The following is a 15152-nucleotide window of genomic DNA, read 5'->3' on the forward strand; positions in this document are numbered from 1 at the left end:
ATTTTTATTGTACAATAACATAAGTTATAAAAAAGGAGGATAAACGCTATGAAAAATTTAGTAAAAACACAAACACTTTCAAACTCAGAACAGTATTTAATTTTAGAATGATTAGCTGTTGCGTTTTTCCAAACGCAAGCACAAGAAATTGTTCTTGAAACTGAATCTCTCTCCCTGTAGTTAAAAACTTAAGCCAATATGCTATTGGTTAAGTTTTTAAATCTTATTTGTTTAAAAATAATAAAGGAGACATCATGATGAGTAAAGAAACAAATAACATTATTGAGATGAGAAACGTGACCAAAGAATATGATGGACAAGTAATTCTGAAAGGAATTAGTTTTAATATTCATGAAAGTGAATTTATCACTTTATTAGGTCCATCTGGATGTGGTAAAACCACAACTTTAAGAATCATTGCTGGTTTTGAAAAACAAAACTCTGGTGAAGTGTTTTTCGAAGGTAAAGATTTAACACCAATTCAAATCAATAAAAGACCAATCAATACTATTTTTCAATCATATGCATTATTTCCACATTTAAATGTGTTTGATAATATTGCCTTTGGTTTAAAAAACAAAAGAACCAAACCTGAAATCATTGAACGTGAAGTGATGAAACAAATTCGTTTAGTAGGATTAGAAGGTCATGAAACTAAAAAAATTAACGAATTAAGTGGAGGGCAAAAACAACGTGTGGCGATTGCTAGAGCTTTAGTTATGAAACCGCGTGTCCTTTTACTTGATGAACCAATGGCAGCTCTAGATGTCAAATTAAGACGTCAAATGCAAGAAGAACTAAAACGCTTGCAACAAGAAATTGGGATTACTTTTATTATGGTTACTCACGACCAAGAAGAAGCTTTAACAATGAGCGATCGTGTGGTTGTCATGAACGAAGGCGCAATCCAACAAATCGGGACACCACAAGAAATTTATAATGTTCCGGAAAATGCTTGGGTGGCACATTTTGTTGGGACATCAAATCTAATTGATGATGGTAAATTTATCAAAGATCACGAAGTGCAAATTGATGGTAAAAAATTCGAATGTTTAGATACTAACTTTGGGATTAATGAAGAAAATATTGATATTATTATTCGCCCTGAAGATTTAGAATTTCGTAAACCAAATACTGGTTATTTTAATGGCGAAATTATTCAAGCAACTTTTAAAGGTGTGTATTTTGAATATTTAGTTGAGACTAAAAAAAGAACTTGATTAGTCCAATCAACATTGGAAAAAGAAATTGGTGAAAAAGTAGCGATTAAGTGAAACTCACCATCATTTATTCATGTAATGTGAAAACAAATTGAGAATTAGAGGTTATGATGAAAAAAAATAAAGACCTTGAAGTAGTTAATCAATTTGATGCTAAAGAATTAGATCAAGCAATTGATCAACAACTTGAACAAACTGAAAGTTCAAAAAAACGTTTACGCATTTCTGAATTAAAGAAAAGTTTCAGTGAAACCAAATTGTTCAACTTTACCAAAGGTAAAGTTTGGCCAATTCTCTTACCATTTTTTGTGGTGATGATTGTTTTGATCATTCTTCCACTAATTTCGATTGTTGTTTATGCTATTGTTCAGCCAACAGGGAATTCAATTATGTTTAAAATTAGTTTAGAAAATTTTATTAAATTTTTTACAACTTCAAACATTTTTGTCGCGATGATGCTCTCAATTGCTTATGCAGTTGTCTCATCAATTATTTGTGTGGTTGTTGGTTATCCGATTGCTTTAATGATGGCTAACACACGCTCAAAAATTTTGACTAGAAATATGTGAGTTTTAGTCACAATGCCAATTTGAATTTCGATGCTTTTAAAAGTCTTGGGATTACAATCATTCTTTTATTTGGTATCACCCACCACTATTGGGACACCAATTGCAATTATTGTGGGAATGGTTTATATGTTTCTTCCATTTGCGATCACCCCAATTTACAATGCTTTAGAATCTAGAACTTTAGATTTAGAAGAAGCAGCTAAAGATTTAGGAATGAGCTCTCACAAAACATTCTGATCAATCACCTTTAGAGGTTCAATTCCTGGTGTGATTACTGGATTTACTTTAGTAATCGTGCAAGCAGCAACATCACTAATTGTTGTCCACTATTTAGGGGACGGAAAAATTAACTTGATTGCAAGTGTGATTGAATCATATTTCTTTAAAGGAAATAATTTTGGATTTGGTGCTGCCATTAGTGCAGTCTTAACTGTTCTTATTTTCTTAGTTATTGTGATCGGAAGAGTAATTTCCAATCGCTTTGAATTTAAAGGAGGGAAGAAAAAATGAAGAAATTCTTCAAGAGTAGCTATTTCGCAATAGTCATGGCTTTCATTTATGTTCCCGTGATTATTATGATTATTTTTTCATTCAATGACGGGGACACTACAATGGTGTGAAACGGTTTTAGTGCAAAATGATATAGTGATTTTTTTCAAGATTCAACATTTTTAAAATCGATTATCACATCATTATTTGTGGCAGTCATCTCAACTGTGCTTTCCTTATTAATTGGGGTTAGTGCAGCAATTGGATTGGGGAGAACTAAAAAAATCACCCAACGTAAATGATTCGGAGTTGCCAACATCCCTTTGATTAATGCTGATGTTGTGACAGCTGTTTCATTAATGGTTGTTTTCCTGATTTCAGGAATTCAATTTGGGATTTTTACTTTGATTATGGCGCACGTGTCATTTAACGTGCCTTATGTCTTAATCACTGTCATGCCACGTTTAAGAAAAATCGACCCCGCTTTATTAGAAGCCGGAAGAGATTTGGGGGCAAAACCAAGTCAAGTTTTATTTAAAATTATTTTACCAATTTTAAAACCAGCAATTATTACAGCTGCCGCAATTGCTTTTGCAATGAGTTTTGATGATTTCATCATTTCTTATTTCACTGGTGGAGATCAAACTAATGTTTCAACTTTTATTTATACACTTAAAAAAATGAAACCAGTGGTTTTTGCCTTTGGAACAATTTTAGTTGGTGTGATTGTCATAACAATTGTTGGATGAAATGCTTTTTCAATTACTAAAGAACAAAAATTACAAAAAATTGAGCAATTAAAAAAAGGTATTTACAAAACTAAACAATTATCAAAATTACAAAAAGAACAAGCGCATTTACAAATGTTAATTAATAACAATTTAGTTTTAACAAAAACAAAAAAACTTAATTTATGAATTAAATATTTCATTTTAAAAATGCATATTAGCATTGTTTCGAGTTGAAACTATGATAAAAAAATTACGCGTTTAGAATGAAAGCGTAACAAACTTAAATCTGAAATTAGTCGTGAACAACGTTACTATTCACGTTTAAAAAGTGCCACTAAAAAAGCACAAAAATTGAATAAACAATTAGCACAAACAACCGATGTTAAACGTGCTGCCAAATTAACTATTCAAATTGATAAACTAAATGAAAAAATCGAAATTTTAAAAGAAGAGATTGAATGAATTGAATCTCGTGATCAAGCGCAATTGGAAAAAGCACAAGAAATTGCTTTAAAAATTCAAAAACTAAAAGATGATCTAAAAAATGAAGACAAACCTTCGAAAAAAATTATCGCTTGATATCATAAGAAAATTAAATATCTTGAAGAGTGAAAAATTGAAATTGAAGAAGGTAAAAATAAATATAAACTTCGTATGATTTTAGAACATTTAAAAGAAATTAGTGAGCGTAAGTATGAAAGTATTCGTCTCTTAACTGAACGCATGCACGTGTTGAAAAAACTAGTCTTTCTTGAAAGTGCGGTTGCTGCTAAAATTGACGAACAAATTTTAGCAGAAACTAATGCAGAACAGCTAGAACATTTAAAAGCTAAAAAAACTCAGCTTTTAAATGATTACAATCTTTTCTTAACTAAAAAATTAAGTAAAGTTGATTTGAAAATAGTTGGGGTCATGTCTAAGATTCAAAAAGAAAAAACCAAGTTGGCCCCAGATTATGATGAAGATGTCAAACATACTAAAGGTTTTTTTGCTAGAACATGAAAAATTGGTTTAGTTTCAATTCTTGGTATTGCCAGTTTTACTGGCTTAACTGTTGCTTATGTAATGAACAATATTTACGACTTAGTTGTTGCTAATTGAGGTGATTATATTGATCGTAGTTTAATAACAGATTTTGAAAAACGCTATGATGTTAAAGTGAATTATCAAGAATTTGATTCAAACGAAACTTTATACAATAAACTTTATACTTTTGATTATGATGTGATGGTGCCTTCAGATTACATGGTCCAAAAATTAGTCAGTGAAAATAGACTTCTAAAATTGTCTGACAAAGAATGGGCAGAGCAAATCAATCTGGAAAATTACTTTAGTCCTCAAGACCACATAACAAAAGAAACAATTAGCCAGACTTTAATTGATGTTATGAAAAAATCTCCAATTGAAGTGCAAGGCCAAAAACAAAATATTACTGATTATGCTGTGCCTTATTTTTGAGGTGAAGTGATTATGTTGGTTAATCCAACTGAAAGTAATAAAAAATTCTTAGCTGATCGTGGTATCGAATATAATCCAGCAACTGGACAAATTACTAACCCCGAGCAATTATCTTGACACATTTTTTGAGAAGCAGTTGAAGCTGACAAACGTCTAGTTTTAAACTTTGATGCCAAAAACTTATTTATGATGGCTGAAGAAGTACGTAATCAAAAAGCTAATGTAGAAAGTGTCGAAGATGTTGATGCTAACTATAAATTATTAGAAAAATTATTATATAAATCAAATGTCAGTTTAAATAGCGATGAAATCATTAACAAAGTTGGTACAGGAAACTTTGACTTTTCAATGATTTATAATGGTGATGCACTAGCTGGAAATAAAATTTATAATGGTGAAGATTCTGAAGCTGAAACTGAGCAAGTTTCAGAAGATGGAAAAACACACTTCATTTTTGGTAGTCCTGCTAAGCAACATGGCCCAGGTAAAGTTGAAGGGTCTAATATTTGATCAGATAATATGGTTGTTTCAAAAACATCTAAAAATAAATTTTTAGCGATTCAATTTATGAATTTCATTATTGAAAAATATCAAGATATTAGTGCTAGTCAAGGACCAACAGCACCCGGGACAAGTGCTATTGATGCCTTAATTGGACCAGAAGGCGCATATGAAAAATATAAAGACTTATATATTCCAAGCAAAAATGGAGAAGCCTTTAAATACAATCGCACTCTTGATGATTATTTAATGGATAAATTTAATGAATTAATTACCGGAAAAATTAACTAGCCAATTGGTTAGTTTTTTTATATTTAAATGCTAAATAGTGATGCAAATACAAGTTTTTTTAAGCCATTTTAAAGATAACAGCAAAACATTTTTTAATTTTTAAAATATAATTGTTAATAAGGAGAATTGAGATGCAAAATTGTTGAATATGTAAAAAACAAATTAAACCATGGCGCATAATTAAAAGTTTTATGTCAGGGGGTGCTATTGTGGCTTCTCCTGGTAATTCTCCAATTGGTTTTGGTGGTTTTCGTGGCTCTAATCATACTGCTCATTTAGGATGCCACAAAAAGTATAATGCTAAAATGATTCCTGGTTGAATTATTCTTGTTTTATTATTAATTTTAGGTGCGGGGTTGATTATAGGGGGTGCGCTATCTAATACTAATATTAGCACTTTCCCAACAACGGTAGCGTTCGGACTCGTTATCTGTGCATTAGCTTCCCTTTTTGTCTTTGGTTACCATTTTTATGCTAAAAATGTTGCACAAAGCGGTAATCATCAAAATGAATATCTTGATTTAGAAGTGAAGAAAAGAATCGAACGACAAGATCAAATTTTGCAACACCAAGTTGATCAATTAAATGGTGGGCAATCTAAAACCCAATTAACTAGTGAATCAACTAATGACGATTTTTTATGAGCATTAAAAGAAATGGGTGTGACTGAAAAAGTGAGCAAAGCAGCGTTAAATAACAAATACAAAAAACTGCAAGAATTGTACCTCCCAAATGAAGAAAATGATTTTGATACAACCAAAATAGATGACATTAATCAAGCTTTTAAAATCATCAAAAAACACTTAAAATTTTAAATGTCAAGTTAAAAATTAGTTTATTTTGACTTTTATTTTGACTTTTATTTTTTTTGATAACTTTAACAATATGTTAATATTTTTATATAAATGTATTATATGTTTGAAAGGAGTTAATATGAGAACCTGTTCTTTGTGTAAAAAAAGCATTCAACAATGACATTTATTTATTGGTGGAAATCGTTATCAAAAACATTTAGGATGTAAAAATAAATTCAGAGCATTGATGAAACCCGCAATGATTGTTTTTATGGTTTTTATTGCTTTTGCTTTTATTCTAACTATGATTGCAGTTATCCCTTCTTTATTTGGTGTTTGATTACTGGTAGGATTTCTATCTATCCTAACCATCATTGTGATTGGGGTTTGTTTATTAATTGCAATTCTTTCGATTTTTATCGGTTATCTTGTGATAAAAATCAAAGTTAAAAATCAAGATTATGGTGATGATTGTTTTGATGATATAATTAAAAAAACGATTAAAAATCAAAATGAATTGTTGGCAAATCAACTTCAACAAAGTAAAATAATTATTGTTAAATAATTATTTTTTATTTGGTACCATGGCCAAGTGGCTAAGGCATGGGTCTGCAACACCCTGATCGTCGGTTCAAATCCGACTGGTACCTCCAATTAGAAACATAATAACCATGTGAGAACATGGTTATTTTTTTTAAATTAAGAGTAAAATAGATATAGTGATTAAAGAGGTAGTTATGAGTCGATTTAAAAATAGTGAAAAGTGTTTAGATGGATTTTTTAATGACCAATTATTTACTGGGGCAGTTTTAACTATTACAGAAAATAAAAAAGTGATTCATCACCAAGCTTATGGTTTGAATGATCTGGAAAAACAAACCCCAATGCAAGCAAACATGATTTTTATGGGTTACTCACTAACTAAAATAGCAACCGCAATCGGGGCAATGATTGGTCTTGAGCAAGGATTATTTCAACTAGATGACCCTGTTGCACAATATCTGCCTGAATTTAAAACTTTGCAAGTTTTAAATTCAAATCATCCCCAAGCACAAAACGTTTTAACAATTCGTCATCTACTCACTATGACTGGGGGGATGAGTTTAATTTGGGGTCGCAGTGAGGTTGAAGAACAAACTCGTAAATGTGTTGCTCAAATGGTTGAAAACAATTGAACATTGCGTGAATTTGTTAAAAATCTAGCTCAAGTTCCTGTGAAGTTTGAACCAGGTAGTGATTGGCTTTATGGCATGGATTTAGATGTTTTTGGAGCCATCATTGAAGTTACTGCCAAAAAAACTTTTGCTCAATTTTTAAAAGATGAAATTTTCGATAAATTAGAGATGCCAGACACACGTTTTTATATTACTGATAAAACAAGAGAAGCTAATGTTTTTAAAGTTCGTACTGCTAACGAATTAGTTAAAGTTCCACATTTTGGATTATTAATGCCTAAACAAAGATATGTTGAACCTAATTGCGCGTTAGGGGGTAATGGGTTATACACTACAAGTGGTGATTATATTAAGTTAGCTAACGTTTTGATTGATGGAGTTGGGGGCAATGGGGTACGCATTTTATCTCCCAAGAGTGTCGAGATGTTACAAACTGACCAAATTCAGCATTTGACTGGTGTTAAGTTAATGTCTTTTAATAGTAATTACACTTATTCTTTTGGGATGAGAGTACGGATTAAAAATGATTTATACCCAATCACCAACATTGGGGAAATGGGTTGAGATGGCTTTTTAGGGTCGACATTACTTGTTGATCCTGAAAAAAAAGTGGCTATGGTCTTGATGTTATCAACAGCTTATGCTAAAAATGAAGTGGTACAAACTAAGTTTTTTGATGCTTTTTACGAAGATTTAAAACACTTTGCCTAGTACTACTTGAGAAAATTATAAAAATACTTAATTTTTTAAAATAGTTTTGTTATAATTTAAAAGTCTTTCTAAGTGAAAGCATTTATGCGCCCGTAGATCAATTGGATAGATCGTTTGACTACGGATCAAAAGGTTGGGGGTTCGAGTCCCTCCGGGCGCACCAAGAAAAAAAACAAAAGATATCTATCCGATATCTTGTTACCCGGGAAATGGCTCAGTTTGGTAGAGCATTCGGTTTGGGACCGAAGGGTCGCAGGTTCGAATCCTGTTTTCCCGACCATTATTATATGGGCCCTTAGCTCAGCTGGGAGAGCACCTGCCTTGCACGCAGGGGGTCGTCGGTTCGATCCCGATAGGGTCCACCATTTTTTTCTTGGCGGGGTAGCTCAGTTGGTTAGAGCGTTCGGTTCATACCCGAAAGGTCGAGAGTTCAAGTCTCTCTCCCGCTACCATTAAGGATCTTTAGCTCAGCTGGTTAGAGCATCCGGCTCATAACCGGACGGTCATTGGTTCAAGTCCAATAAGATCCACCATTATGATTTCAACATTTGGTAGATCATGAGGAAATACGGAAGATTACCCAAGTCCGGCTGAAGGGATCGGTCTTGAAAACCGAGAGTCGGGGAAACCCGAGCGGGGGTTCGAATCCCTCATCTTCCGCCATTTATTTAAAACCCAAACGCGGGGTGGAGCAGTTGGCAGCTCGTCGGGCTCATAACCCGAAGGTCGCAGGTTCGAGTCCTGCCCCCGCAACCATGGCTCCATAGCGAAGTTGGTTATCGCGCCTCCCTGTCACGGAGGAGATCACGGGTTCGAGTCCCGTTGGAGTCGCCATTATTATTGGTCGTGTAGCTCAGTCGGTAGAGCAGCAGATTGAAGCTCTGCGTGTCGGCGGTTCAATTCCGTCTACGACCACCATCAAGACGAAAATAAATAACACCAAGCTTGGTGTTATTTTTTATTTGAAAAAATCATGATTTTTTTGATCAAGACTTAGACAATTATAATTCAAAAATTGCTTTGATTTTTTTCATCGCTTTAATCAATTCAGGTCTTGGTAAACCAAAATTTAATCTAAATCATCCTGGTTCAGCATCAGCAAATTCTTTTGAAAAAACGACAATCACACCATTTTTTAAAAATGTTTTTTCTAATTCTGTTCAGTCATAATGAGTGTTAATTTTAATTCAAACTAAATGTGAGGCATCAAGATTCATAATCTCTAAGCAATCCAGTTCACCCAATTCTTTTTTCACAAGGATAAAATTGTCGTAAAGATATGTTTTTAATTCGAGATACCAAGCATAAACTTCTGGATTGGTAAAGCCCGTAATCAAAGCTGGTTGAAAAAATGTTGTTGCTAAAACAGAACGATTTTGTTTGTATCTTGTCATTATTTTTGCTAACACTTCTTGATTAGCAAAAATAATGTATGAACCATTTAACCCAGCAATGTTAAAACTTTTATCAGCCGAACTAACAATCGCAAAATCTTGAAATTGCTTGCTAAATCTTAAAATGGAGTTATGGGGGATGTTAAAGGCTAAATCCCCATGAATTTCATCAGCAAGAATGAAAACATGATGTTTTTTACAAATTTTTAGCATCTTGTTGATTTCAGCATCTTTTCAAATTTTACCACCTGGGTTATGGGGATTACATCAAATAAAAAGTTTGACATTATTAGCGATAATTTGTTGTTCAAAATCCTTAAAATCAACATGGTATTCGCCATCTTGGTAAATTAATTTGTTGGTGATAATTTTTCTCTTGGTATCTTCAACCATTTCTTGAAAAGGTTTATAAACAGGAGTTTGGATTAGGACACTTTCTCCGTGTTTAGTATAAGTTTTAATAATTTGGATCATTGAATCCAACACCCCATCAACAATTTGCACCAGTTTTGGATTTAAAGCCAGATGATGGACTTTTTGATATCAAAAAACAATCGCTTCAATCGCTTCGTCTTGGATGTAACTATAGCTATATGTTTTTTGACTAGCACGTTTTTTAAGTGCATCAACAATCGGTTTTGGTGTTTCAAAATCCAAATCTCCAATTCCTAAATTAAAAATTTCTTGGGAAGTATCTAATTTAAATTCTTTGGCGAGATAATCAGGAGACCATTTCATTTCTTTATTCTCTTGACGATTAATTTTTTTATCAAATATATTTTTCATAGTGAACCTTTCTTTGAATTGTTGAGTTAATTTAAAGTAATTATTTGACAATGGTGCTTTTTAAAAACACAAAAATGTGTGGTTGATCATTGGATGCCGATTTTTTAAAAATGCTTATTCTTGATCATTGGATACTCAAAAATAATCATTGCTTTTTAGCGAACTGTTTGATTAATTAATCAAACAATTAATTGTCAAATAGTCTTTATTCAACACTTTTATTTTACTAATAAAAATGCCTTCCTTTGTTTGAAAAGCAGAAAATCTTTCATTTTAAGTAAGATTAAGAAATATTTTTAAAAAGGATTTTTATATAATTATTCTAATAGGAGTTAATTATGAAAATTATTAAAGTTAAAAACAATGAAGAAGCAGGAGTGGTGGCTGCCCAAATTATTGAACAAAAAATTCAAACAAATCCCCAATGTGTGTTGGGATTAGCAACAGGTTCAACCCCAATTAGTACTTATCAACACTTAATTAAAGATTATCAAAATCAAAAAGTTAGTTTTAAGGATGTGATCACCTACAATTTGGATGAATACCAAGGTTTATTAGGCACTCATCCGGAATCATATCGTTATTTTATGAATGGCAAACTATTCAATCATATTGATATTAAAATCGAAAATACCCATGTTCCAAGTGGAACTGATACTAAAAATCCTGCTGTCTATGATGAGTTAATCCAACAAGCTGGTGGGATTGATTTACAACTTTTAGGCATTGGGGTCAATGGCCATATTGGATTTAATGAACCAGGTACTAGTTTTGATTCTTTAACGAGTGTTGTTGATTTAACTCCATCAACTATTCAAATGAATGCGCGTTTCTTTGCTTCTGTTGATTTAGTCCCAACTAAAGCAGTATCTATGGGATTAAAAACAATTATGCAATCCAAGCAAATTCTCTTATTAGCGACTGGTGCTAATAAAGCTGAAGCAGTTGCCCATTTAGTCAATGGTGAAGTGAGTCCAGCTTGACCTTGTACAATTCTCCAAACCCATCCCGATGTGATTGTGATTATTGACCAAGAAGCTGGGTCAATGTTGAAATAAAAATAATGCACCAAAAACTTAGTCTCGTTTCAATGATTATTTGAAGCGAGACTAAGTTTTTTAATTATTAAACATATCTTGAAAGATTTCACAATAATGCCAAACTTGCATCATTTTAATACGTATTTAAATATCTTGTGAGATCGCGCTTAAAATGTCTTTAATTATTTAAAAATTCAAATAATTCAATGTTAGTCTGTCAATAGGTAAATAGAAATGTCCCAAAAATTAAATGCTAAATTTATGTTTTGGAGATGTTTCATTTTGCTTTTTTTTGAAATAAATTCAATTAGAATTTTTTCACCTATTATTATTTGTTTTTGTTTGTTCTAAATTTTTTGCTTTTGACATTATGTTTTCTTGTGAAAAAGCTTTTTTATCAACTTCAACTAAGACATAAAAATTTTCGTAAAAATTTGCATATAAATTCCCATCAAAAGTTCTAATAACCATAATTTCTTGTTTGCGAGCCAAGTTAATTCTGTTACCAGCACGATCATAAGTAGCGTAGTGTTTATTTTCAAATTTTATAGTTGCTCCATTTGCAGATAGTCTTGTGTAGTGCATTGATAGAGCAAAATCTATGTTTAAATTATGACTACTTCACTCAATGAATTTATTCTTTGCTTCATCTAATTTAATTGCATGAATTCGATTGTATTTTTCAATGAAATTTTTAATGTATTCATTTGCTTGTTCAATTGTTTGGATATTATTGATTCTGAATTCTTGTGGGAGTCTACGTTGAAAGCTTTGTCATAATCTTTCAATTTTGCCCTTTGTTTGTGCAACCGAAGTTGTGGTCAAAGCAATTCCTAATTGATTACACATAAAACCATATTGGGTTTTACTTTGACTAGGATCACCGATTTTTGCAGTAGAATAAAAAACTGTTCTTTTATCAGTTAGGATTTCAACAGGGGTTCCATAGGTTAAAAACATTTGTTTTGAGGCCATATAATAGGCATAAAGTGTTTCTTGTTTATCAAAATAAGCACTCAGCACCATGCCCGTTGCTTCATCAATAAATGCATGCAGTGCTCATTTTTCATCAGAAATTCAATTGTGAATCGAAGCATCTGTTTGCACACATTCACCAAAAAATTCTTTTCTTGGTTGTGAAGGATGAGCGGTTTTATTATCTAAAATTTCTTCAATTAATAATTTTTCTAATTCACATGGATTTTGTTTTTTTCTTTCTTCAAGTTTTAGTTTTAGTTTTTTCTTGGTCGCTTTTTTGATGTAAGGTGAAACTAAAAAATGTTCTTCTAATAGGCGAACTAAAGTCTTGTAAGTAATTTTAATTTGCTCCTCTTTTTCAAGTTTTTCTCAAAAATGTTGGTAACTAAAATCATAATATTTTTCTTTTCTTAATTTTATAATTTTTTGTTTCAGCATTTCTGAAAGTGATTGATTTGATGGTCTATTGCAATTTTTGTGAATAAAACCATTAACACCTTCGTTTTTAAATCTTTGAATTTTACGATTAATCGTTCTTATTGAACATTCTAGAGTTACACTCGCTTTTTGCTTTGTAATATTTTCGTTAACAACTCCTTGAATAATTTCTGCAGCATTTCTTTCCATATAATTTACCTCTTGTCTCATAAACTCACCTCATTAATAATTATGAGGCTTGGGACATTTCTATTTACCGAACTACTGAGACAATATCATTGCCGAATCTACAAAAAATTCAAATAATTCAATGTTAGTCTTGCTTTTTTTTTTTTTTTGTAAGAACATCATAATGAAAATATTTAATATGAGCATAAATTTTTATTTATATAAGGGTTATGTTAAATGGAAAAACTTTTCAAAGAAAAATACATTTTCTTAAATGTTGATGTGAAAGATATTGATGATTTATTTGATAAATTTTCTGAAATAGCATTTAACAATAATATTGCTAATAGCAAAAATGTTTTAGTTGACGCTTTCAAATCAAGAGAATCTCTTTCTTCTACTGGTTTGGAGGATGGCATTGCCATTCCGCATGCTAGAGTTGCTGCTATTAATCAACCAACCATTTTCTTTATTCGATTAAAAGAAAACATTATTTGAGAAACTTTTGATAATTCTAATGTTAATACAGTAATTATGCTATTTATTCCAGAAACTCAAGGTAATTATCTTGATATTCTTGCAAATATTGCACAAAAACTTATGAAACCAGAATTCAGAAATCAATTGAAAAGTTCCAACTCTAAGAAAGAGATTGTTAACTTATTAACATCTGAAAATAAAGTAATTGATCAAGTTGATATAAAAATAAATGAAACATCAAATTCAATTTCCATAAAAAAAATCGTTGGTATAACAGCTTGTGCAACGGGTGTTGTTCATACATATATGGCTCGCGAAGCTTTGTTAAAAGCTGGAAAAGAAATGAATTGAGATGTTCGTGTTGAAACTCAAGGGCAAAAAGGTCCGGAATTTCCATTGACAGAATTAGAAATCCAAAATGCTGATGTGGTTATTTTGGCAGTTGATATTACGATTGATTTAGAACGTTTTATTGGAAAAAAATATTATAAAATAGGTACCAAAGCAGTTGTCCATGATCCTAAAAAGATAATAGAAATTGCTTTAGATAAAGGTCAAATTTTATCTTCTCAAGAAACCGAAAATAGTGATGGATTTAAAGTTAAAAATCGTAAAATTTGAACACAACATCTAATGAGTGGCTTTTCATTCATGATTCCATTTCTTGTCTTTGCAGGAATTGTCTTCGCAATAACAAATGGAATTGCAAAAGGCAGTTATGGTGTTTGATTAGATTTTAATGGTAATTGAGAACAAACCACAATGACATTCACTAAAATCGGAATAAGTTTACCACAAGGTGTAGAACCTAATCATTGGTTAACTCCAGATGGTCAGGGAACTTATACTGCTGTGATTAATGGATGGGGAATTGCAATTATATATTATTTAAATAATTTTGCAGGCATTGGTTTTATGGTTATATCTCCAATTCTGGGTGCTTATATTGCCAACTCTATTGCCGGAAGAAGTGCAATTACTCCAGCCTTTGTTTTAACCTGAGCTGGAACAAATCCTACTATGTGATTAAAGTGAGGACCTTTTGCTAATGATGATATAATTGATCAATTTCCAAAAAGTGGTTCAGGAATTTTTATGGCAATAATTTTAGGGTTTGTAATTGGTTATACAGTCAGATGAATAAATACAAAATGGAAAATCCATAAACACATTAAACCAATCATGCCGATTATTATAATCCCGGTTTTTGTCTCATTATTTTTTGGTTTCTTTCTAATACTAATTGCTGGTAATGCATTTGGATATGTAATGAGTAAATTTACTCAAGGCTTAAAACTTTTAGAAGAAAATAAAATCGGAATGGCTGGATTAGGTTTACTTTTAGGAATGCTTGCTGGAGTTGATATGGGTGGCCCCATCAATAAAATTGCATCATTTGGAGCAACAGCACTATTATTTACAGATGGTGGAAAGGCAATGGGGGTTGTGGCTGCATCATTTGCAATTGCACCTCTTGGATCCGGGATTGCAACCATGATTTTTAAAAAAAAATTTAAAGATGATAAAGATTTAGGTAAAAATGCAATAATTTTAGGATTTATGGGTGCTTCAGAAGGGGCTATTCCATTTGCATTGAAATATACCTGAGCAGCAATTGCTGCCAATATTATTGGGTCAGGAATTGCCGGGATGTTTGCTGGAATCTTCCAAGTTTCTGGATGAGTAGGTGCTTGAGGTGGACCAATTATTGCTTTATTTGGTGGGGTAACAACTTGAGGCATGAGTTATATTGGAATTCTTTGATATCTCTTAGCTATTGCAATTGGAGTTGGTGTTCAAATCATCATATTTAGAACTTTGGTAAAAATTAAAGATAATGATAAATCTACAAATAAACTAGTGTTTATAAAAAACAAAAAGATAAAAAATTATTTAAATTAAATTCCAACAAAGCAAGAAAATGAAAGG

At 31.7% G+C, this 15152-nt stretch carries 11 protein-coding genes and 10 tRNA genes; 19 read left to right on the top strand and 2 right to left on the bottom strand.

Features of this window, described 5'->3' with window-relative positions:
• Nucleotides 1–48 precede the first annotated feature (48 nt).
• The 17 genes from P695_RS06400 to P695_RS0104965 all read left to right on the top strand — a co-directional run bounded on the left by P695_RS06400 (nt 49) and on the right by P695_RS0104965 (nt 8857).
• The gene (locus P695_RS06400) at nt 49–180 is read left to right on the top strand and encodes a hypothetical protein (RefSeq protein WP_275667558.1); all 132 of its coding nucleotides are present in this window, start codon (nt 49–51) and stop codon (nt 178–180) included.
• Nucleotides 181–257: 77 nt separating this feature from the next.
• Nucleotides 258–1322 (top strand): spermidine/putrescine ABC transporter ATP-binding protein, encoded by a 1065-nt coding sequence (potA, locus tag P695_RS0104890; RefSeq protein WP_035026653.1) that lies wholly within the window; start codon nt 258–260, stop codon nt 1320–1322.
• An 8-nt stretch (nt 1323–1330) separates the two neighbouring features.
• Nucleotides 1331–2332, top strand: coding sequence for a spermidine/putrescine ABC transporter permease (gene potB / locus P695_RS0104895; protein WP_240005812.1), 1002 nt, complete (start codon nt 1331–1333; stop codon nt 2330–2332).
• Nucleotides 2296–5259, top strand: coding sequence for a spermidine/putrescine ABC transporter permease/substrate-binding protein (potCD, locus tag P695_RS0104900; RefSeq protein ID WP_028127099.1), 2964 nt, complete (start codon nt 2296–2298; stop codon nt 5257–5259). Before potB ends, potCD begins: the two co-directional genes overlap by 37 nt.
• 131 nt (nt 5260–5390) lie before the next feature.
• Nucleotides 5391–6074: a hypothetical protein gene (locus tag P695_RS0104905; protein ID WP_028127100.1), complete on the top strand. Its 684-nt coding sequence runs from the start codon at nt 5391–5393 to the stop codon at nt 6072–6074.
• 118 nt (nt 6075–6192) lie between these two features.
• A complete protein-coding gene (locus P695_RS0104910; RefSeq protein WP_028127101.1) occupies nt 6193–6618 on the top strand; it encodes a hypothetical protein in 426 nt (141 codons plus the stop codon).
• Between the two features lie 13 nt (nt 6619–6631).
• Nucleotides 6632–6706, top strand: a tRNA-Cys gene (locus P695_RS0104915).
• Nucleotides 6707–6790: 84 nt separating this feature from the next.
• Nucleotides 6791–7939 carry a serine hydrolase domain-containing protein gene (locus tag P695_RS0104920; protein ID WP_028127102.1) on the top strand — a complete coding sequence of 383 codons (1149 nt, stop codon included), beginning with the start codon at nt 6791–6793 and terminating at the stop codon, nt 7937–7939.
• An 86-nt stretch (nt 7940–8025) separates the two neighbouring features.
• Nucleotides 8026–8102, top strand: a tRNA-Arg gene (locus P695_RS0104925).
• 40 nt (nt 8103–8142) lie between these two features.
• Nucleotides 8143–8219 (top strand) — tRNA-Pro (locus tag P695_RS0104930).
• Between the two features lie 9 nt (nt 8220–8228).
• Nucleotides 8229–8304, top strand: a tRNA-Ala gene (locus tag P695_RS0104935).
• 10 nt (nt 8305–8314) lie between these two features.
• Nucleotides 8315–8391, top strand: a tRNA-Met gene (locus tag P695_RS0104940).
• A gap of 4 nt (nt 8392–8395) precedes the next feature.
• Nucleotides 8396–8472: transfer RNA gene (locus P695_RS0104945), tRNA-Ile, on the top strand.
• Nucleotides 8473–8509: 37 nt separating this feature from the next.
• Nucleotides 8510–8602: transfer RNA gene (locus P695_RS0104950), tRNA-Ser, on the top strand.
• Between the two features lie 17 nt (nt 8603–8619).
• Nucleotides 8620–8695, top strand: a tRNA-Met gene (locus tag P695_RS0104955).
• Between the two features lies 1 nt (nt 8696).
• Nucleotides 8697–8773, top strand: a tRNA-Asp gene (locus tag P695_RS0104960).
• An 8-nt stretch (nt 8774–8781) separates the two neighbouring features.
• Nucleotides 8782–8857: transfer RNA gene (locus P695_RS0104965), tRNA-Phe, on the top strand.
• 83 nt (nt 8858–8940) lie between these two features.
• Here P695_RS0104965 and P695_RS0104970 read toward each other — a convergent pair.
• A complete protein-coding gene (locus P695_RS0104970) occupies nt 8941–10119 on the bottom strand; it encodes a MalY/PatB family protein (RefSeq protein ID WP_028127103.1) in 1179 nt (392 codons plus the stop codon).
• Between the two features lie 338 nt (nt 10120–10457).
• Between P695_RS0104970 and nagB the strand changes: the two genes are divergently transcribed.
• Entirely contained in the window at nt 10458–11177 is a 720-nt protein-coding gene (gene nagB / locus P695_RS0104975; protein WP_028127104.1) for a glucosamine-6-phosphate deaminase, read from the top strand.
• Nucleotides 11178–11405: 228 nt separating this feature from the next.
• Here the strand turns inward: nagB and P695_RS05735 are convergent, their stop codons facing one another.
• Complete coding sequence (locus P695_RS05735; RefSeq protein WP_146063680.1) at nt 11406–12785, bottom strand: ISNCY family transposase; 1380 nt, start codon at nt 12783–12785, stop codon at nt 11406–11408.
• A gap of 195 nt (nt 12786–12980) precedes the next feature.
• On the opposite strand from P695_RS05735, the gene P695_RS05740 reads away from it, so the two are divergent.
• A complete protein-coding gene (locus P695_RS05740) occupies nt 12981–15125 on the top strand; it encodes a fructose PTS transporter subunit IIA (RefSeq protein ID WP_051437406.1) in 2145 nt (714 codons plus the stop codon).
• Nucleotides 15126–15152 lie beyond the last annotated feature (27 nt).

The sequence above is a fragment of the Williamsoniiplasma lucivorax ATCC 49196 genome (genome assembly GCF_000518285.1).
GTDB classification, from domain to species: Bacteria; Bacillota_I; Bacilli_A; order Mycoplasmatales; family Mycoplasmataceae; genus Williamsoniiplasma; species Williamsoniiplasma lucivorax.